Raw genomic sequence first — 19,868 nt, forward strand, 5'->3', positions numbered from 1 at the left:
TTCTCAAAATATGGGGGAGAGATATCTAAATTAACAGGAGAAACAATGAGCGATTTAGAGATTAAAATTGTTCATTATGCGGAAGCGGTAACTGAAATAAGAACCATCCGACATCAAGTTTTTACCGTAGAACAAGGCGTAGAATCAACACTTGAATTTGATGGCGATGACACAGCCCAACATTTACTGGCTTACTTAAATTATCAACCGGTAGGCACTGCTAGAATTCGGTATTTATCTCCTCAAACTGCTAAAATTGAACGGTTAGCTGTGCTTTCAACAGCCAGAGGACGAGGAATTGGTCGGGAATTAATGCAAGTTGCCTTGGAAGTGATCGCATCAAAAAAAGTTGAAGAAACGGTAGTTCATGCTCAAGAATATATTAAACAATTATATCATAATCTGGGATTTGAGCAAGTGGGAGAAAGGTTTGACGAAGCGGGAATTTCTCATGTTAAAATGATTAAAAAATGTCAGTCTAATCTCTCAAAATGAATCAACGTCTGTCTTCCGCTACTCGACGCCGATTTATTCAAGCTGTTGCCACTTTAGTTGGTGTCAGTCTTGCCAAAATCACCTCATCCTCAACTGCTGCGGAAAAACAAATCTATTATATTTCTCCCTCGGGAAACGATACAAATCCCGGTACGTTTGAACAACCTTGGGCGACGATTCAAAAAGCCGCAGAAACCTTAAAAGCAGGGGATAAGGTTTATATTCGTGGGGGAACTTATCCCCTTTCTAAACAAATTTATCCACGAAATTCAGGAACAGAAAATCAGTGGATTATTTACGCCGGATATCCCGGTGAAACGGCAATTATTGATGCGGATGATGTCTATGTTGGCCCGCCTGTGGGTGAACCGCCTTTTCCACGCGATCAAGGTGCATTTCAGATTGAAGGAAAACATCATATTCTGATCAAAAACTTAACCCTGAAAAATTCCCATAACGGTGGATTTGTGGTTCGAGATAGTCATCATATCGACTTCTATAATAACACAACCATCAACACATTTTCATCAGGAATTTTTATCGGTAGAGGATGCTATCAGCACAAAGTTTTGGGGAATACGGTAATTAACGCCAATACGAATGAAATGTTAATTGAACATCCCGGCTATCCCTATCAGAGTAGTGTCGGCCCACACGAAGGGATTACTATTGGAAGTGTTGAAGATTTTGAAGTCGCTTACAATCAAGTTTGTTACTGTGCCAAAGAGGGAATAGACTGTAAAGGAACACCGAAGAGAGGAAAAATTCATCATAATTATACCCATCACTGTCGGCGTCAGGGTCTTTATGCGGACTCTTGGCGGGATGTATTGGAAGATCTAGAATTCTATGAAAATGTCGTCCACGACTGCGAAACGGGAATCGCAATTTCTGCCGAAGACGGGCCGAAAATTGATAATATTAAAATTCATCATAACTTGGTTTTTAATAATCGGGCAACCGGAATTTTTATTTCTCGTTGGGGGAAAGATAGACTGAAAACTAATATTCAAATTTATAACAATACCATTAATCATAATGGATATGGTTTGAAAAATACGCCTGACCCTTATTGGTTAACAGGTGGACTCTATTTTTATAGCACAAACCTAGAAAATGTGGTTGTCAGAGATAACATTTTTAGTGATAACGCCTGGTTTCAAATTGGTTACAGCAGCGAATTTGAACCGGATGCTTTTCGGACGAAAAATATTAAAATTGAATCGAATTTATTTTTTGATAACAATACGGTGACTTATCCTGTTAATCTCGATGAATGGGCAAATGATCAAGTTTATGCAACCAAAGGAGAGGATTTTATCGAAGCTGATCCTTTATTTGAAAATACAATGAATGCTAACTTTTATTTACAAAGTTCATCTCCCGCAGCCCAGAATAATTTCGGGGCTTTTGCGGGGAATGCAACTAAAAACTTTTGGTGGAGTGTTAACTTTCCCCCTCAGTTTACTCACCCCTCAGAATTGAGTTACCAATAGATAGTAATCTGGCAAAAAATTGCCTAGAATTAGGGTGTACGCAGTTCAAGGTTTTTTATGTCAAAACTGTTTAATAGATATTCGGTGATTGGGAGCATTACTTTATTGTTATTCCTGGGATTGTTATATATTGAATCAAAGAGAGTGGCTTCGATAACAAAGTCTATCTTTTTTCAGGATAATCTTTCCAAAGCCGAAGATAAAAAGGGGGAACTTGAGGATGAATTAGTCTACGACAAGGATAAAGTCAATAAACTTTATAAAGATTTAGAATATTGGTTAAAAAGAGAAAACTGGAAAATTGCCGATCTGATTACTGGGGAAATATTACTGAATATTCTTGATCGGACTGAACCGGGTTGGTTTGATATTGAATTGCAGCAGCAGATTCCTTGTAAAGAATTAAAAAAAATTGACAAGCTTTGGTTAAACTATAGCAAAAAACGCTTTGGTTTTACGGTTCAAAGGCAAGTCTTTTTGAAAAATAATGAGAGTTTGGAAGGGTATAATCAAGAAGAAATTAAATTTAAAGACTGGACAACCGGACACAAACAATTTGCTACCGATGTCGGATGGTTGAAAGATGAAAAATGGCTGAACTATTCGGAATTAGCTTGGAACCATCTTGAAGAAGCTCCCAAAGGTCATCTTCCCATTGCGGCTCGTATTTGCACCTTTGGACAAGGCCCGAGAATGTGTTGGGGAATTCGGACAGGACTGAGGTTTTCACTCCTCTCTCGAGAATGTTTTATTCCTCCCGAGAATGATTCGTGGATGAAAAGATTTTGGAGTTTTGACGAATTTTTAGAGTAGAAAAGGAAATTTTAGCTTTTCCGAGAGAATTTCTAACGCGATCGCTAATTTTTGATCTGACAATTTTTGACTCATTAATGTTTGCAGCCGTTGACTTGCTAAATCTTGGCTATCTATTTTTATCGCTTGATAAACTTCACCCCAAAGGGATTCTAAAGGAGGTTCAACGGGTTTGAGTTCAGTTTGAATATATGCTGCTAACTCTAACACATTCATCTGCTGAAAACGAGATTCATCCCAATTTAAAAGCCAGTAATCACTACGAAACGGAAATGCTGGAAGTTCGGCTGAGTTGTAAAGATTTCCAATCGGATTATTTGCCCAACCATAACGAACCGCTACGGGTTGTTTAACGGCTTCACTGGTTAAAATTACCCGATTTCCTTCTATCTTTCCATCCGCCCAAAAAAAACGATGATTACTTCCCGCTAACGCAAATCCTTTTAACTCCTCTCCTTTGATTTTCAATCCTTTTCCCGCAGAATCAAAGGTTACAATCGCTTGATTTCCCTTAAATTCAACCGACTGATAAACAGGCCCACTCCAAACTAAATCTTTCTGACCATAAACTGTCGCCATTGCTGCTAAAAATAACCGCTTTCCGGCCAACTGTTTGTTGGGGGGATGAATATTATTAAAATCATTATTTTCATCTAAAATATCAATGGTAGAAATCATCGCCGTATTGGGCAACTTTAACGCCTCTTTTTGGGCTGATCGCAATCTCGGCCATGGGTCATCTTCTACGGGATAGGTTTGTTTTTCCAAAAAATTAGCAAGTTCAACAAATAAAAAAGGAGCGTTATCATTTCCCCACAAACTTCGCCATTCTTGAATTAAACTCGGAAATAAAGTTCGATATTGCATCGCCTCTTTTGCATTAGATTCTCCTTGCCACCAAATAAACCCTCTGGGTGTATAGGGAATCGCCGGATAAACCATACCATTAAATAGCTGGGCGGGTCTGGTTTTAGCATCTTTTTCTAGCTGCCAAAAGGCGATAGTTTCGGGAAAATTAGCCGCGAGTAACGGTTGAGATAAAAAGGTTTCAATTTCTCGGTTGGGAACCGCCAGATGTACAATTCCGATTGGAACGTTTAAGTTTTGATGGAGTTCTTTGGCAAAAAAGTAAGCGGTTGCAGGGAAATCTTTAACCGTTTTTGGCGTTGTTAATTCCCACTTTGCCGGAATTGTTTTTTGAGGTGTATTTGCAGGCCACCCATTTTCTTGAGGTGAAGTATTCGCATCCCAAACCCGAATCTTTGGAAAGTTAGCCTGAGAAATTTCTTGTTGAGAATGATCACTGCGACTGACAAACCACCACATATTACTTTGCCCACCCGCAACCCAAACTTCCCCAACTAACACATCTTTTAAGGTAATCAGTTGTGAACTTTGAATCGTTAAATTAAACGGCCCTCCTGCCTTACCACTGGGGATTTTAACCTGCCATTTCCCATCCACTTCAACGGTCGTTTTGACTTCGTGATCTCTAAATTGAACTGTTACAGTATTACCCGGTTTATCCCATCCCCAAATAGTCACATTTGTTTGTTGCTGAAGGATCATGTGATCAGCGATAATCGAAGGGAGGTTTAAGCTTTCCTCTGAGCTTGAGTTCGCCTCAATCTTTAAGTTCAATAAAAACAACACCATTAGCCCGAAACAGGCAAAAATAATAGTCACTCTTTTCATGATTAATTGGGGGGTGTTTATCCGGTAATTCACCCTAGAGTTGAAAACTTGTAATTCTCTGACCTGCTTATCTTGTGCATTTTGTCAAGAGGGTGATTTTGGACGCTTGGTGATCTCTCAAAAACTCGTGTATTACCCCTCGCCAAACTTTGTCAGGAAATGCTGAAAGTTAACGCAATCATCAGGGTTTTAGCTTCTATTTTGACCTCAAGACACTAGAAGCCCTTGGGTGCTGTTTTTATAAGCATACCAGAACCCCTATACTGTCGTCAACTTTTTAGGAATTATTTTCAATAAAAATGTGAGAATTTTCGATGGCGTTTTGAAGATTAAAACTATTTTTACAAAAGCTATTGAAAAAACTTATGCAATTCGCCCTTTTTTGGGGTTGGGGGGGTTGACAACTTTGGCGAAAATCGGGTATAATTGTCTCATAATGGGATTATTGGCTAAAATTTTATTTTTTTAAACATCCCATTATTTGACTTACCTACAATCATACCAAAAATCGGCTGGGAAATCAACCCCCTTCCTAATACTGAAATAAGACCTCACCCGCTTCTTTTAAACTCTCCCCAAAGGTTAATACACCATCTTCATGTCCTGCCATGGCGAGTATTTTTAGATGACTTAAATCTTCCTGTTCAAATAAACGAAACATTTCTGCTACCATTTGGGGCGTACCATAAGGAACCTCTGAGCGAGTAGTCGGAACCTGAAACAATAACTTGTGCCAAAATTCGGCATGATGGATATGAATAATCGCTTTAATCTTAGATTCAAAACTATAAATAGCGGCATGAGTTAGAGACTCAGAAGAAGCTTTAATCGGCCCTCGACAAGTGAGGGAATTTTCAGTCAAATTAAACTCAGTGACGCGAGTATAATGTTCAGCGGTAAGATGAGGTAAATGTCCGGTTTGAGTCCCAGAAACAACAAATTCTAAAGAATCTTGTAACCGAATGCTAATATTCCCAAACCCAATTCCATTGTCATAAACGCCAATTAAACCTAACGAATAAAGATGATCACGCCACTGCATCAACTCTTGAATAATTTCAGGCTGAACCGATTTATCTTTTAGCCAGTGACAGTGATATTTGATAACGCCTTCATCCATTTTAAATCCTAAAACTTAACCCAAAAAAGGCGAACCATCATCAAAGTCCGCCCTCTGATTTTAGATCAAACATCCATTAAAGCTTAGTCCCACATTCTGGACAAAAATGATTGCTAGCGACATTCTTAGTTCCACAATTGCTGCAATACATTAATTCTGCCGCTTGTTCTAACTTTTTGCGTTCGGGTAGTCCCAACATTTGAGCATTACTCTTACCCGGTGCCACCATCGGATAACAGTTTTCATCTCGACGTACCCGCACATCCATCAATACAGCGCCATCATAAGCCAGCATTTCCGTTAGCGCCTGATGCAATTCATCGGGACGTTTAACCAACATTCCCTTAACCCCATAAGCCTCAGCCAGCTTGACAAAATCGGGCATTCCCACTTCCATATTCGACGAAGAATAGCGCTCGCCATAGAAAGTTTGCTGCCACTGGCGTACCATTCCCTGCCAACCATTATTAATAATCACAGTTTTGGCATGAATACCGTACTGCGCCAACGTTCCCAACTCTTGAATATTCATCTGTATACTGGCATCTCCAGCAATACAAATCACTTCATGATCGGGAAGGGCAACTTTTGCGCCCATCGCTGCCGGAAGTCCAAAGCCCATCGTTCCTAAACCTGCGCTAGAAATCCACTGACGCGGCCCATTTTTGAGATATTGAGCAGCCCACATCTGATGTTGACCCACATCGGTAGTATAGTAAGCATCCGGCGCCATTTTTGCCAGTTCAGAAATCACCTTTTGAGGAGACAGACTATCGGGATATTCAGGAACTTCTAGGGGATAATCTTCCCGCCAACGGTTAATCCGGTTTAACCACGCTTCAGTTTGAGTTTGGGGTGCAGGTTCTTCTGTTTCCCGACATCGACGTAACAAATCAATCAACACCTGGCGGACATCTCCGACAATCGGAACTTGAGGGGCGCGATTTTTCCCGACTTCTGCCGGATCAATGTCAATATGAATCACTTCTGCACGCGAGGCAAATTCTTCGAGTTTCCCTGTGACCCGATCATCAAATCTTGCCCCCACTGCGATCAACAAATCACATTCACTGACGGCAAAATTGGCGTAAGCCGTGCCGTGCATTCCCAACATTCCCACCGCTAGGGGGTGATTTTCATTAAACGCACCTTTCCCCATTAACGTCGTGGTGACGGGAATTTGGAACAGTTCAGCCAGTTCGTGAATTTCACCATGAGCGTTAGCAGAAATCGCGCCTCCGCCAATATACAATAAAGGACGTTCAGCTTTGCGAATTAGAGCGATCGCTTGGTTAATTTGGCGCATATTGCCCTTAACCGTGGGTCGATATCCAGTGAGCGAGACTTCTCCAGGGTTAACGGGAATATAATCAAATTCTTCTAAGCCGACATCTTTGGGAACATCAATCAACACCGGCCCAGGTCTTCCGGTACTGGCAATATGAAAGGCTTCCGCGACAATCGTGGCCATATCTTTAGGGTCGCGCACCAAATAAGAATGCTTGACAATCGGTAGAGTAATTCCAAAGATATCTGTTTCTTGAAACGCATCCGTTCCAATGGCTTTACGAGCAACCTGTCCGGTGACCACCACTAACGGAATTGAATCCATGTGAGCGGTGGCAATCCCTGTAACCAAATTCGTCGCTCCCGGACCAGAGGTGCCAAAACATACCCCGACTCGACCCGTCGCCCGAGCATAAGCATCCGCCGCATGGGCTGCACCTTGTTCGTGTCTGACTAAAATATGTTTGAGAGCGCCTGTGGCTTCCACCCGATAGAGTTCATCATATATCGGTAAAATTGCTCCACCCGGATAACCAAAGATATGCTCGACTCCGTGACGGGTTAAGCTGTCCATCAGAGCAAAGGCACCCGTTGCACGTTTTGCTGCTACTTGAGTTCTCAGTTGCATAGAATTTCCTCTATGTAAGTTTTAATTTCGAGATAAAGTTACTATTTTAATACTAATAAGGTTTCTATTTTTTTTAGTGTGCTTTTTTTAACAACATTTTACACAGACTTTCAGTATTTTTGATCAAGACAAAGTTTCCCTCAATCTTCTATTAATTTTAGAAGATGTTTGATGAATTGCTCAGTTTGTTCCATCTATTTTTAGATCCTTTGCCTAAGTTGGGCCTAAATCTGAGTGATTCTGTTGAGAGTGTGTCACTTTCGTTTGTCCATTCTCTTGACGATTGAGATGAGTATCCTCAAAATCTCTCAGGTGTCGTACTATGGATACTAGATTACAGCATATAGTGTATCATATGTTACTAATTTTTTTGATGACGCGGTGATATCAAGCTTATGTCACGCGAAATCAGCCAGAAAACATTAGGAGTGAAGAACGTTGAAAAAGATAGAAGCGATTATTCGGCCATTTAAGCTCGATGAAGTCAAAATTGCCCTCGTCAATGCGGGTATCGTCGGGATGACTGTCTCTGAAGTTAGAGGATTTGGACGACAAAAAGGCCAAACTGAACGTTATCGAGGTTCTGAGTATACTGTGGAGTTCCTGCAAAAACTCAAAGTAGAGATCGTTGTCGAAAATGATCAAGTCGATATGGTTGTTGATAAAATCATCGCCGCTTCCCGCACTGGTGAAATTGGTGATGGTAAAATCTTCATCTCTCCTGTTGAACAAATTGTTCGGATTCGGACTGGAGAGAAGAACCAAGAAGCGATTTAACCGGAAGTGGAAAGATAGGGAGTGGGGAGATATTGCATGAATGCCTGTTCCCTGTTCCCTGTTCACTCTCAAGGTTGTTTGACAAGTTCTTGCAGTTGGGGAAGCAAAACCTTAAATGCTTGGCCTCGATGGGAAATGACTTGCTTCTGTTCCGGTGACATCTGAGCAAAGGTCTTTTGTTCGCTAGGAACATAAAATATTGGATCGTATCCAAACCCGCCATCACCCTTTGGACTCTCTAGAATTTCTCCGGGACAGACTCCTTCGAGGTTGATGGCGATCTCTCCATCGGGACGGGCGATCGCAACGGCACAAACAAAGGCGGCTTTGCGGTTTGTAGAGTCGCCTAGTTCACGCAAAACTCGATCAATGCGATCGCGATCAGTCTTTCCATAGCGGGCAGAATAGACTCCAGGCGCCCCGTTGAGGGCATCAACGGTTAAACCGGAGTCATCTGCGATCGCCCATTTTCCGGTGGCTTTGGCAACTTCTGATGCTTTTAAGCAAGCATTTTCGATAAAAGTTTCTCCAGTTTCCTCAACTTCTATTTCCTCGGGTTTGAGTTGTAATTCTAGATTCAATGCCAACAGATAAGCTTTCATTTCTTCCAATTTACCCGGATTACCTGTTGCTACGACTAAAGTTTTAATCATCGGTTTGATCTGACTCTTGTTTAAATTGTTATTCTAATTTGAGACTCACTCTATTTTAAAATTTAATGGTTCTTTTGGTTCAACCCATTTCTCTTAATTGACGAGTTTCTGAATTCAGATAGACTAGATTTTGACAAAGACTTGGTAATTGTGTTGTGTGAATGACTTGATAACCTCCCTGTTTGAAATCAAAACCAACAATAGCCTTGAGTTCTGAGATCCAAACACAGCCATAAATTGAGGCTTGAATGCTTCCCCTTCCTCCAATGATGATTTGAGGTTTTTGATGAAACTTTCCCCCTAAAGCATCTTCTAGACTGGCTGCTGAAAAGGCTAACAGTTGACCTCGTTCTCGATAAATTTTATCCTGTTCTACACTTTGTTGATAATCTTGTTCATCCCAAGTTGAAACTAATAATATTACTTCGTCTGTCTTTTGATGTCGATAAAGTTGAGGAAGTTCTAATTCTTCATATCCGGTTATTAAACTCGGATGAACTAACGTCCAGTGTTTTAAGTTCCTTTCATCAGCTTTGAGTAAAGCAATACAAGCATTTTTATGTTGAGGATGGTTTTGATCAATAATATGTTTAGCCGCCACTAACATATAATAACTCTTTTCGACTTTAAAAATATAAGGATCACGCCAAGCATGAGAAGTTCTATCTCCAGGGTTTTGTGTTCTCGTAAAATATTTAAAATCTGGATCAATGAATTCAGGAGAAAGACTAAACTGATCATCTATAATCCATTGTTTTAGATGATTAGATTGAGCTAATTTAATAGTTTGAATGGCGAAATAATCTCCTTCTGTTTGACGTTCAGTATAAAACATCAAGTAATTATTTGGATTAATATTAATCGTGCAACCTGTCCAAATTGATTGATTTTTACGACAGTTAATAATATTTTGATGTTGTATTTTAAAGCTTTCAAAATCCGAAGTGATTGCGTAGGTTAACTGAGAATAAAGATGATGAGTTTCTGTGTATTTATATTGCCAATCAGCCGCAAGTAAATAAACGTGATAGAGTTGTTTATCTGGTTCATAGAGATACCAAAAATCCCAGGTATATTGATCTTTTATCATAGAGGATTTATACACATTTGGCTATAAAACCCAATTTATTTTGTAGGGGCGCATGGCTGTGCGCCCTGATTTGTTATCAATGCACCCTAATTTTTCGATCAATATTCAAGATCATCATCGGGTTATAAAATGCGATCAAGCACAACAACTAACGCCGAATTTACTGATAGCGACTCGCCCAATCTTTCGCCCAAGCAAGCGTTTGATTCACCTGTTTTTGATCAGCACCTTCACAATAAAGCCGTAAAACAGGTTCCGTTCCACTAAAGCGAATTAACAGCCAACGATCATCAGCCAAACGGAATTTATAACCATCCACCGTTAAACAATCTTTAACCGCTTGTCCAGCGATTTCTTGAGGAGGATTATGATCTAATTGTTCCACCAAACGTGATCGTACATCCATACTCGCCAGAGGTAAATCAATCCGATCATACACCGAAGAAAAATTAACCTTATCTTGAAGACGGCGATAAATTTGACTGAGATCTTCTCCCGACTGAACAATTGCTTCTAACAAGAACAAAGCCGAAAGTAAAGCATCTCGTTCAGGAATATGAACCCCATAACCAACCCCACCAGATTCTTCACCTCCCACTAACACTTGAGCCGACAACATCCGATCCGCGATATATTTATAACCAATCGGTGTTTCATACAAGGATAAATCGTACAATTTGGCAATTCGAGGAATCAAATCTGATCCGCTTACCGTTTTAACAATTTCACCACTAAAACCCCGACGAGTAGCTAAATGTTCAATTAAAATCGGAATCAAAATTTGAGAACTGAGAAAATTTCCGTCCCCATCAACCGCAGCAATTCGATCACTATCTCCATCAAAAACAAACCCCACCGCTAAACTATCTTGAGAACGTTTATGAGATTTAATTTGACGGAACAATTCAGGGATATATTTCGGCAAGGGTTCGGGCGCACCCCCATCAAACAACGGATCACGATTACTGTTAATTTCAATAATAGAATCGCCAAAAATCCGAGCCAGACCGCCTGTTGCCGCCCCGTGCATTACATCAACAAAAACCGTCAATTTCCCCTGATTAATAGCCGTTTTAATCGCCTCAATATCAACCTTTGACTGAAGCGTTTCGCAGTAAGCAGGCCAAGGATCAAAAGACTCTAATGTTCCAGGGGTTTCTGCTTTGAGTTGAGGTTGATTGAGTCGAGCTTCTATTTTTTGTGTAACGTCCGGGCCAACCGACCCTCCAAAAGCACCCTTAACTTTTAAACCTAAATATTTACCCGGATTATGACTCGCCGTGATCACCACCGCCCCTAAAGCCTTTTGTTGGTGAGCGACCAAACTGTAAGCAGGAGTCGGCGCGTAGGTTTGAGAGAGTTTAACATCATATCCGGCCGCTTGAATGGCGATCGCTGCCACTTGAGCAAATTCTTCAGCCAAAAAGCGTCGATCATATCCTACAAATACTGTGCGGGTTTCAGCGTTATGACCATAGGTTTCTTCTAACACTTGAGCAGCTAGAGGAGCAACTAAAGCGACACGTTCAAAGGTAAAATCATCAGCAATGACACCTCGCCAGCCATCTGTGCCAAACTTAATCGGTTTAGACATATCTCAGGATTGAAAATTTTTTCAGGGTACAACGGAATGTGAATCAGCGATCGCGGAGTGTTAATAGATAACAACCCCACACCCCCTCAGATTAAACTCATGCCCCTAATATTTTGGTTCGGGGAAATCGAATTTTGATCTGCTTTTACCAGCCGATTTTAGAAATTATCAGCTTTTTTCGATTATCTCACATCTCTAGCCCAGGGCAAGGAAACCGGAAGTTGACTATTTCCTTTCTATTGGATAAAGCGATCGCCAATTGATATAAAACAAGAGACGCGCATTGCACGTCCCGATAATGGAATTAAAATTGATTGCCTGTATTTCCCAGTGCTAGAACCTTAGAAACTGGGTTGGTGACGAATTAAGTTGAGAAATTCTTCACGGGTTTTTTGCTCATCTTGGAAGACACCAACCATAGCGCTAGTCACCGTCCAAGACCCGGGTTTTTGTACCCCTCGCATGACCATACACATATGGCTGGCTTCGATCACCACTGCGACGCCTTGAGGATCGAGAACCCCTTGTACTGCTTCAGCAATTTGGCGAGTGAGGCGTTCTTGAACTTGCAAGCGGCGGGCATACATTTCGACAATGCGAGCCAACTTACTGAGTCCGATCACTTTTTGGTTGGGAATATAAGCGACATGGGCTTTCCCCATAAACGGCAGCATATGGTGTTCGCACATACTAAACACGGTGATGTCACGAACTAACACCATTTCTTCGTGACCTTCATCAAAAATCGCCTCATTAACGAGGTCTTCTAAAGATTGATTGTAGCCACTGGTGAGGAAGCGCATCGCATCCGCAACCCGTTTAGGCGTTTTTAGCAAGCCTTCCCGTTCGGGATCTTCTCCAACACCCAGCAGCATTGTCCGCACCGCTTCCATCATTTGATCATCTGAGACTTCAGTGAGGGGTTGCTGTTGAACAGGATGATCATTCAAAGCAGAAGTTGTGCGATCGGGTCGGCTGAGAATGGGACTCGAACCATTTGCGGGTTTAGAACCGTTTCCATTGGAAGCAATAGTCATAACAAGTCCGTAAACGATAGAAAAAAGAGTGAACAATTGAGCATTGAGACATTGATGCAAGAGAGCAACAAGCGGTATCAATCACCCTAGTGGTGAGAGTTTGGAGTTGATTACTCGATCAAAATGCTCCCCCATGGGGCATGAGTGTCAATTCTTCAATGACCGCTTGTTGAGGCAACATGACGACGTGTAAAATCGACTCAGCGACAATTTCTGGTGTCAACATCGTGGCGCGATCAAAGTCAGCTTGAACTGTTTCTGTATCCCAAAGCGGAGTATTTACAGCACCCGGACAAATCGCTGTTACCCGGATACCGTTCTGGCGTTCTTCAGCAGCGAAAGCTTTTGATAACGCCATCAAGCCAAACTTACTGACACAGTAAGCTCCCCAGTCGGGAAAAACTTGCTGTCCGGCAATGGAGACAACGTTGACAATTGTTCCACTGGCTCTTTCGCGCATTCCCGGCAAAACCCCTTGCACACACTGAAATACACTGGTGAGGTTCAGGTCTAATACCTGTTGCCACTCCGTTAGAGGTGTACTGACGAGAGGACTGGTGTAGCCTATTCCAGCATTGTTGACGAGAATATCTATAGGACCGAAAGCAGCAGCAATCGTGTCGATCTGCTCATGCACTTGCTCAACTTTAGCGAGATCTAAAGCATAGGCATTCGCTTCTACCCCGGAAGCCCGAGCTTGTTGGGCAATGGTTTCCAGGGTTTCGTGAGATCGACTCACTAAGGCGACATGAATTCCAGCTTTGGCAAAGGCAAGAGCTGTTGCTTTACCTATCCCACTACTTGCCCCTGTAATTAAGGCACGTCGTTCGATGGGAGAAGTCATTAACGGTTTGAGTAGTTTCCGATTGGACTGAATGAATTTGACATCTCTCTGGTTGGAAAACACAGAGATTTTGAGAGTGGACGTTAATCAATGTATCATTGATACATTTTTTTAACGTCTGGCTCATGGATTGGACGGATTTGGCACGGTCATCATGTCTTAAAGACCAAGCCTCAAGTTTGAGCAACGGTTACACACTAGGCTCCGTTGTTTCTTGGGGCAGGTTCCCCCATGGTCACGGAACGACCGAACCTTTTAGGGGTTCGCACCGCTTCCACGGCGCCCGTCATCTGCAACCTGAGCTGTATCTTGAACTTTTGTGACACACGCTCATCTCTAAAACATTTGGAGTTGGGGTATTGACCTGATTTTAGAGACTCACTCCTGCAACTTCAGTTGGTTACAGGCAAGCTTTTCGCAATCCATCACCTTTGATCCACTGCTGAAAAACAGTGGTTATGACGTTGGAGATGCTGTAGCAAATCTATTTCTGACAAATCTGAGAAATTTGTAAAGATTTGTTACTCAGCTATTATACCATCTTCAGGTTTATCCCAAATCTCGATGAGATTGATCGGACAACAGAGATTAAATCAAGAATGAAGTAGAAGGAATCAGCAAGATCTGCATAACTTTTGTCGATACAGAAGCTGAAAAAACTTAACAGTGTCTGATCACTTCGACCTTCGCTCAACCTGAAAAAAAGTTAAAATTCTGAAGAATAGCGTTAAGCGAGTTCTTCGGCAAAAATCCCCATCTGTCGGAATTTTTGATAACGCATTTCTCGCCGTTGCTGGCTGCTCAGACTCATCAATTCCTCTAAACATTCTAACAAGGCTTGTTTGAGCTGTTCAGCCGCTTTGATCGGGTTAGCATGAGCGCCGCCTTCCGGTTCGGGAACGATACGATCAATAATTCCTAATTCTTTTAAGTCGGGAGCCGTGATTTTTAGGGCTTGTGCAGCTTGAGCCGCTTTGGACGCATCTTTCCACAAAATTGCAGCACAGGCTTCAGGAGAAGCCACTGTATATACAGAATGCTCCAACATTAACAACCGTTCACCAACACCAATCCCTAACGCTCCTCCAGAACCCCCTTCTCCGATCACAGTACAAATAATCGGTACATCCAGGCGAAACATTTCTCGCAAGTTGTAGGCAATTGCCTCTCCTTGTCCTAGTTTTTCTGCATCTACACCTGCCCAGGCTCCCGGTGTATCAATGAAGGTGATGATTGGCATTCCAAAATGGTTGGCGTGTTCCATCAACCGCATTGCTTTGCGGTAGCCTCCGGGTGCAGCCATACCGAAGTTTCGCGCGACATTATCTTTGGTATCACGGCCTTTTTGATGACCCAAAATCACGACGGGTTGTCCGGCTAACCGTCCAATTCCACCGACTAACGCTGGATCATCGGAACCCGAGCGATCGCCATGCAGTTCGAGCCATTCCTCGCTCATGGCTTGAATATAATCTAAGGTACTCGGACGCCTCGGATGACGAGCGAGTTGTAGTCGTTGGGAGGGAGAAAGGGTGCTGAAAATCTCCTGTCGCAGTTGAGTCGCACGGGCTTCTAACTGATGAATTTGATCGGAGACATCAACGCTATTTTCCTCTGCTAACTGGCGAATCTGGTCAATGCGAGATTCGAGTTCAGCTAGAGGCTTTTCAAAGTCAAGTAGGATGGTTTTGCGGTTTGGACTTGCCACACTCAGAGTTTTGATCGCATGGGGTACATAACTTGCATTGTATCGAAAAACGGGACATTTTTAGTCACCTGGGTTCTTCGGATTTCCTCCCTATTGTGAATGTTGATTTTTCTCTCTGTCTGGATATCTTTCTTATTTTATCGCTTCTGTCTGAAATTAAATCTTGAATTTTTCTGTAGAAACTAATATCAAAATTCAAAAAGATTGACTGGATTAATAGATTGATTTTCTATTTTTATGAATCCCAAAATTATAATCGAGTTAAATAAAGTTAATGTTTTGATTAACTTTACTCAGGATTTAATTTTTCATCAACTCACCTCAAAGACACAAAGAAAAACACCAAGATTTGAGCAACCAATCAATCTAGAGGAGATAGAGACTTTATTTTGGGGAGATCAATTGTTGGTAGAAGGTTAGTAACTGTTGGGCTAAGGCTTGATTGGTATAACTTCTCAAAGCCCGTTCATAACCTTGTTGGGCTAAATCTTCAGTTTGTTGGGGATTTTCGATTAACTGACGTAGACTTTCACCCAATGCTTCAGCTTTTCCTTCAGGAAAGATTAACCCCGCTTCCCCAATTACATGAGGAATTTCGCCGGAGTCTGAACCAATAACCGGAACTTTACAAGCCATTGCTTCGATTAAAACATGACCAAATTGTTCTTTCCAGCCGACTGCGGTGAGGGTTTTAAATTTGTAAGTGGTTTCCGAAGGAAGAACCAACACGTTCATGGCGTTAATATAGCGTTGTACTTCGTCGTGAGGAACACTTTCTACAAATATCAACCTATCTTTAATCCCAAATTCTACTGCTTTTTCGAGGATTTGTTGCTTTAATTCTCCTCGACCCAATAATAACGCTTTCCAAGATAATTCTTTTAATTTTGCTAAGGCTTCAACTAAAGTTAAAAGTCCTTTTTCTTCCACAAATCGTCCGACAAAACCTACTACAAATTCATCATAATTAATTCCCAATTCTGCTTTTAATTTAGGTTGAGGATCGGGTTTAAATAGACTTTCATCAACGCCCAGTTGAGGCATCACTTCCATCGCCCCCGTATAACCCCGTTGTCGTAAAATATCTGATCCGTCTTGATTTCCAACGACAATTCCATCAGTATTTTTGAGGTTGTAGGCTTCTAGGAGAGAAATCGGAAATTTGAGGGTATAGGGAAGATTCCACCAAGTAAAGAAGATATTTTTAGCGTTTAGTCCTAAGAGTTTATTGCAGGTAATAAACTGAGAATAGGTAATGGCTTTGGAACCTTGTTCAACTTGGATAATATTCGGTTTAAAGTTTTTCAGAAGGGGAATTAAATCTAGCCCAAAGGTGAGTAAGCCTTGATTATTTTGACTAAAGTTAGAAAGGGGAACGACTTTAAATGATCCTTCATCTACATATTCAGAATCAATAATTTTGTTTTGAACGCCTCCTGGTTTCCAACGACGGGGAACAACAAGAGTGACTTCGATTTCGGGTGAGAGATGGGCTAAAGCCCGCCATTTTTCCCGGTTGAGATCAACGATATAAGTATGGCTAGCAACTAAAATTTTCATTGTTTAGCCTAAATTAAAGAATAAGGAATACAGTAAAAAAGAATTTTAAATCATCAAAACACTTTAAGTTTTGGCTAATTCATCTTGCTGAGTGTAAACTTGACCTTGATTCCAAAGGGATTTAATCTGAGTTCCAATGGCTTTAAAAAATCCTAATGTGTAAAAGACAAATCGGCTTAAGACTTTAATGGGAGAACCACTTTTATTACAGGGAGGATGTCCGAGAACATGACAATCAAATAGTTTGGCAAAGAAGCGCAAACATTGACCCAAGGTGAGGTTTTTTAACCCCATAAAAAAGTGATTGTGGTAGAAGGTAATTTGATATTGCATTGAACGGGTACTAATATCGTGACACCCTCCCGCTTCTTCGCCTAAATGAACTAAATGAGCTTCAGGATCGTACCAAATAATATAGCCTGTTTTTCGCACTCGCAAACAAAAATCTGATTCTTCTCGAACAGCACTCCCTTTAAACCGTTCATCAAAATGTAAACCATGTTGATCAAAAATTTCTCGCCGAAAAGACATATTGCAACCTCGGGCGGAAATCACTTGTTGGGGTTTAACAGTATGAACTAAATCAATATGATACCAAGCAATTCCAGGATCAGAAGCTTGAGGGGGTAATTCTTCGATGACTAAATCTCCACCAGAATCTCCTAATTTCATCCGATCAAAAACTCGTCCAGCGACGGCACCAATATTTTTTGGGGTAGAGGTTCCAGCTTCGATATAATTACTCGCATGAGCTTTGAGAAAGTTTTCGGTTAGTTGAACGTCATCATCAATAAACAGGATAATGTCTCCGGTTGAACGTCGAACTGCGTAGTTGCGGGCGCCGGGTAAACTTGCCCATTCTAGACGATACCATGTAATTTTACCTGTCTTAGCAAGTTCTTCTAAATAGGTTTGAGTTTCGCTTTGATGAGAACGAGTTTGATCAACAACTAAGACTTCAAACTGGGGATAGTCTTGTTTGAGAACATCAACTAAGGTTTCCCGCAAAGCTTCTTCACGGTTGTAGGTGGGAATAATGACAGAAATTTTAGGCCAGTCCATAGGTGATTTTAGCAAAAATCTAAACGAGTAATGAGGGGAAAAGGGGACTTAATTTAAACTGTGAGTTTGTCTATCAATATTGTACCCCCTTAATCTCAAATACCCAAGTCGATTTTAGTTAAGTTCCGTTAAAGCATAGGGGAACTGTGATCTTTGATGAGGTTGAACTGAATGTATCCAGAAATTCTTTAAGCCCCTTCATTTCGTTCAGGGTGATTGCAAAGACTGTTCACGAATTAACCTCCTTGTTCTTCTTCCTCTTTGAGTCGTTTGAGTTCTTGCTTGTCGATGTCGGGAAGTCGATAAATTACCCCAACAAAATACCAATAATAAACGGCAACGGGATCAACATCTAGGGGATAATAGTAAGTGTTGTAACTAATGATTAATACAAACACCCAAAATGAGGCCCCAAAGCTGCGAATATTTTTTTCTTTGAGGGAACGATAGGTTTTAAAGCAGGTGAAAGTGAGAGTTGTGACTAATCCTAAAAAGCCAAGGGTTCCAATCGGGCCGAGTTCATAAATGAGTTTAGGATAGTAGGTTTCGATCAGTTTTGTTTCCCCAAAAATTCGGGTGGAATTGGTGGCCCGTCCGAGTCCGTTTCCAAAAATTCCTTCTTGTCGTCCTGTACTATGTTCAAACTGTTCGGCGATAAAGGCGGTTGGGGGTGAAGCTTCCCAACGCGAGACAAAACTATCAATCCGTTCTTGAATAATTTGGGGGTTAGCAATGACTGCAATTCCTAAGACTAAACCTAGACCTGCTGCAATGGGAAGAAACCGTTTTAAGTTGGTGACTTGACCGGTTAAAACCAGAAGAATTACTGTTACTAAAGGAACTAAAGCGAGGGCAATTCGTTGACCTGAAATTGCCGAATTTACAAACACTAACGCCATCCCTCCCAAGCCGACCATTCGCCACAGGGGAGAAGGATCACTAAAGGCGGTTGCAAAGGTAAAAAAGGCATTAGCAATGAGGAACCAAGCCCATTGCCAAGGGGCGACAAAAGTGCCAGGTAAACGAACCATATTCTGAGAGGGACTAAAGACTAAAGATCCCCCAACTAAACATTTAGCATCAAGGGTGGCTTTAAATAAATCATCTCCAGTAAAGTGATCGGTTCCTTTACAACGCCCAGAAACCAGAAATTGATACTGCATTACTCCTAAAACACAACAAATAATCGCTAAAACTACGGTCATTCGGGTGAGAAACAGCAAGTCTTTTTTGTCTTTTATTTGATAATAAGCACAGGTCATTAACGGAAAATATCCGAGAAAAACTTTGAGTCCCAGCAGTCCCATTAATATCGGTTTGTCATTGGGATAGGGCGGATCAAGTTGTTGTAAACCGTTAACTAAAATGATAGTCAGTAGACAAAAACCCAGTAGAATAAAGAGTGGGGTTTTAACTGCTTTGTGAACAAAAAAGGGTTGATGTTGACGTTTTAATTGTTGAACAAGGGCAATGAGGGCAGGAAAATAAAAGCCATCTTTGGCGAGTTGAAAGAGTGCATTTCCCCCACCGATCCAGTAGGTTATTGTTCCTGAAAAAGGGAGATAGATCAGGAACGCCCACAGTCCTTGCATGGGGTATTTGTAGGACAATGCAGCAACAAGTATACCGCCACCGCCTGCGATCGCGAGTTTCTCATCTTTGACAAAAAATAAAGCCACACCAACCAGTACCGCTAAAACCCCAACCGAAGACACTAAGGACGTTAGTTTTTTAATTTCTTTGGCGGTTTTCTGTTTGCGGATTTTGAGTTCTTTTCTACTAATTTTAGGTTGAGAACTTGCTTTTTTTTTCTTGGATTTCTTGCGCTTAGATTTTTGTTTGACAACCATCTTTTGCTTACCCTAGCTGAGAAATCAATTCGAGTTTATGACTTTTAACAAGATTATCTGATGTTTATTTTTATTGTTTTGATGCAACAACCCCTGAGCAACTTAAAATCAAGCTTTTGTTAATCAAAGCTAAGATAATTTTGCACTAATTAGCCATTA

The 19,868-nt window shown here is 41.3% G+C and carries 16 protein-coding genes; 4 read left to right on the forward strand and 12 right to left on the reverse strand.

Annotation, left to right across the window (positions count from 1 at the left end; all coding sequences use genetic code 11):
* Window positions 1-45: 45 nt before the first annotated feature.
* The 3 genes from L8106_RS14160 to L8106_RS14170 all read left to right on the forward strand — a co-directional run bounded on the left by L8106_RS14160 (window position 46) and on the right by L8106_RS14170 (window position 2,804).
* Window positions 46-495: a GNAT family N-acetyltransferase gene (locus L8106_RS14160; protein ID WP_009785012.1), complete on the forward strand. Its 450-nt coding sequence runs from the start codon at window positions 46-48 to the stop codon at window positions 493-495.
* Window positions 492-1,991: a right-handed parallel beta-helix repeat-containing protein gene (locus tag L8106_RS14165; RefSeq protein ID WP_009785013.1), complete on the forward strand. Its 1,500-nt coding sequence runs from the start codon at window positions 492-494 to the stop codon at window positions 1,989-1,991. Before L8106_RS14160 ends, L8106_RS14165 begins: the two co-directional genes overlap by 4 nt.
* Before the next feature lie 144 nt (window positions 1,992-2,135).
* Complete coding sequence (locus L8106_RS14170) at window positions 2,136-2,804, forward strand: GUN4 domain-containing protein (RefSeq protein WP_198012946.1); 669 nt, start codon at window positions 2,136-2,138, stop codon at window positions 2,802-2,804.
* Here L8106_RS14170 and L8106_RS29625 read toward each other — a convergent pair.
* From L8106_RS29625 to ilvB, 3 genes are all read right to left on the reverse strand, one after another.
* On the reverse strand, window positions 2,796-4,499 hold the full coding sequence (locus L8106_RS29625) for a sialate O-acetylesterase (RefSeq protein ID WP_009785015.1): 1,704 nt from the start codon (window positions 4,497-4,499) through the stop codon (window positions 2,796-2,798). The two genes, L8106_RS14170 and L8106_RS29625, sit on opposite strands and share 9 nt — an antisense overlap.
* 532 nt (window positions 4,500-5,031) lie before the next feature.
* Window positions 5,032-5,619 carry a class II aldolase/adducin family protein gene (locus L8106_RS14180; RefSeq protein ID WP_009785017.1) on the reverse strand — a complete coding sequence of 196 codons (588 nt, stop codon included), beginning with the start codon at window positions 5,617-5,619 and terminating at the stop codon, window positions 5,032-5,034.
* A 76-nt stretch (window positions 5,620-5,695) separates the two neighbouring features.
* Complete coding sequence (gene ilvB, locus L8106_RS14185) at window positions 5,696-7,534, reverse strand: biosynthetic-type acetolactate synthase large subunit (protein WP_009785018.1); 1,839 nt, start codon at window positions 7,532-7,534, stop codon at window positions 5,696-5,698.
* A 438-nt stretch (window positions 7,535-7,972) separates the two neighbouring features.
* Here ilvB and L8106_RS14190 point away from each other — a divergent pair, with 438 nt between their 5' ends.
* Entirely contained in the window at window positions 7,973-8,311 is a 339-nt protein-coding gene (locus tag L8106_RS14190) for a P-II family nitrogen regulator (RefSeq protein WP_009785019.1), read from the forward strand.
* Window positions 8,312-8,379: 68 nt separating this feature from the next.
* Here L8106_RS14190 and rdgB read toward each other — a convergent pair whose 3' ends face one another.
* The 9 genes from rdgB to hpsL form a co-directional block, all read right to left on the reverse strand.
* The gene (gene rdgB / locus L8106_RS14195) at window positions 8,380-8,964 is read right to left on the reverse strand and encodes an RdgB/HAM1 family non-canonical purine NTP pyrophosphatase (protein WP_009785020.1); all 585 of its coding nucleotides are present in this window, start codon (window positions 8,962-8,964) and stop codon (window positions 8,380-8,382) included.
* Between the two features lie 79 nt (window positions 8,965-9,043).
* A complete protein-coding gene (locus L8106_RS14200; RefSeq protein WP_009785021.1) occupies window positions 9,044-10,054 on the reverse strand; it encodes a hypothetical protein in 1,011 nt (336 codons plus the stop codon).
* 160 nt (window positions 10,055-10,214) lie between these two features.
* Window positions 10,215-11,648 carry a phosphoglucomutase/phosphomannomutase family protein gene (locus tag L8106_RS14205; RefSeq protein WP_009785022.1) on the reverse strand — a complete coding sequence of 478 codons (1,434 nt, stop codon included), beginning with the start codon at window positions 11,646-11,648 and terminating at the stop codon, window positions 10,215-10,217.
* Window positions 11,649-11,989: 341 nt separating this feature from the next.
* Window positions 11,990-12,685 (reverse strand): GTP cyclohydrolase I FolE, encoded by a 696-nt coding sequence (gene folE, locus L8106_RS14210; RefSeq protein ID WP_009785023.1) that lies wholly within the window; start codon window positions 12,683-12,685, stop codon window positions 11,990-11,992.
* A 118-nt stretch (window positions 12,686-12,803) separates the two neighbouring features.
* Window positions 12,804-13,529, reverse strand: coding sequence for an SDR family oxidoreductase (locus L8106_RS14215; RefSeq protein WP_009785024.1), 726 nt, complete (start codon window positions 13,527-13,529; stop codon window positions 12,804-12,806).
* A 727-nt stretch (window positions 13,530-14,256) separates the two neighbouring features.
* Window positions 14,257-15,237: an acetyl-CoA carboxylase carboxyl transferase subunit alpha gene (accA, locus tag L8106_RS14220; RefSeq protein WP_009785025.1), complete on the reverse strand. Its 981-nt coding sequence runs from the start codon at window positions 15,235-15,237 to the stop codon at window positions 14,257-14,259.
* Between the two features lie 384 nt (window positions 15,238-15,621).
* Window positions 15,622-16,797, reverse strand: coding sequence for a hormogonium polysaccharide biosynthesis glycosyltransferase HpsO (gene hpsO / locus L8106_RS14230; protein ID WP_009785026.1), 1,176 nt, complete (start codon window positions 16,795-16,797; stop codon window positions 15,622-15,624).
* 63 nt (window positions 16,798-16,860) lie between these two features.
* Window positions 16,861-17,859: a hormogonium polysaccharide biosynthesis glycosyltransferase HpsN gene (gene hpsN, locus L8106_RS14235; RefSeq protein ID WP_009785027.1), complete on the reverse strand. Its 999-nt coding sequence runs from the start codon at window positions 17,857-17,859 to the stop codon at window positions 16,861-16,863.
* Window positions 17,860-18,095: 236 nt separating this feature from the next.
* The gene (gene hpsL, locus L8106_RS14240) at window positions 18,096-19,709 is read right to left on the reverse strand and encodes a hormogonium polysaccharide biosynthesis protein HpsL (RefSeq protein WP_009785028.1); all 1,614 of its coding nucleotides are present in this window, start codon (window positions 19,707-19,709) and stop codon (window positions 18,096-18,098) included.
* Between the last annotated feature and the right edge of the window lie 159 nt (window positions 19,710-19,868).

Source organism: Lyngbya sp. PCC 8106, assembly GCF_000169095.1.
Taxonomy (GTDB): domain Bacteria; phylum Cyanobacteriota; class Cyanobacteriia; order Cyanobacteriales; family Microcoleaceae; genus Capilliphycus.

Coding starts and splice junctions, on each gene's coding strand:
- ilvB (WP_009785018.1), bottom strand. CDS start 7,534: ATGCAACTGAGAACTCAAGTAGCAGCAAAACGTGCAACGGGTGCCTTT.
- folE (WP_009785023.1), bottom strand. CDS start 12,685: ATGACTATTGCTTCCAATGGAAACGGTTCTAAACCCGCAAATGGTTCG.
- L8106_RS14160 (WP_009785012.1), top strand. CDS start 46: ATGAGCGATTTAGAGATTAAAATTGTTCATTATGCGGAAGCGGTAACT.
- hpsL (WP_009785028.1), bottom strand. CDS start 19,709: ATGGTTGTCAAACAAAAATCTAAGCGCAAGAAATCCAAGAAAAAAAAA.
- hpsO (WP_009785026.1), bottom strand. CDS start 16,797: ATGAAAATTTTAGTTGCTAGCCATACTTATATCGTTGATCTCAACCGG.
- rdgB (WP_009785020.1), bottom strand. CDS start 8,964: ATGATTAAAACTTTAGTCGTAGCAACAGGTAATCCGGGTAAATTGGAA.
- L8106_RS29625 (WP_009785015.1), bottom strand. CDS start 4,499: ATGAAAAGAGTGACTATTATTTTTGCCTGTTTCGGGCTAATGGTGTTG.
- L8106_RS14200 (WP_009785021.1), bottom strand. CDS start 10,054: ATGATAAAAGATCAATATACCTGGGATTTTTGGTATCTCTATGAACCA.
- L8106_RS14180 (WP_009785017.1), bottom strand. CDS start 5,619: ATGGATGAAGGCGTTATCAAATATCACTGTCACTGGCTAAAAGATAAA.
- L8106_RS14215 (WP_009785024.1), bottom strand. CDS start 13,529: ATGACTTCTCCCATCGAACGACGTGCCTTAATTACAGGGGCAAGTAGT.
- L8106_RS14165 (WP_009785013.1), top strand. CDS start 492: ATGAATCAACGTCTGTCTTCCGCTACTCGACGCCGATTTATTCAAGCT.
- L8106_RS14205 (WP_009785022.1), bottom strand. CDS start 11,648: ATGTCTAAACCGATTAAGTTTGGCACAGATGGCTGGCGAGGTGTCATT.
- hpsN (WP_009785027.1), bottom strand. CDS start 17,859: ATGGACTGGCCTAAAATTTCTGTCATTATTCCCACCTACAACCGTGAA.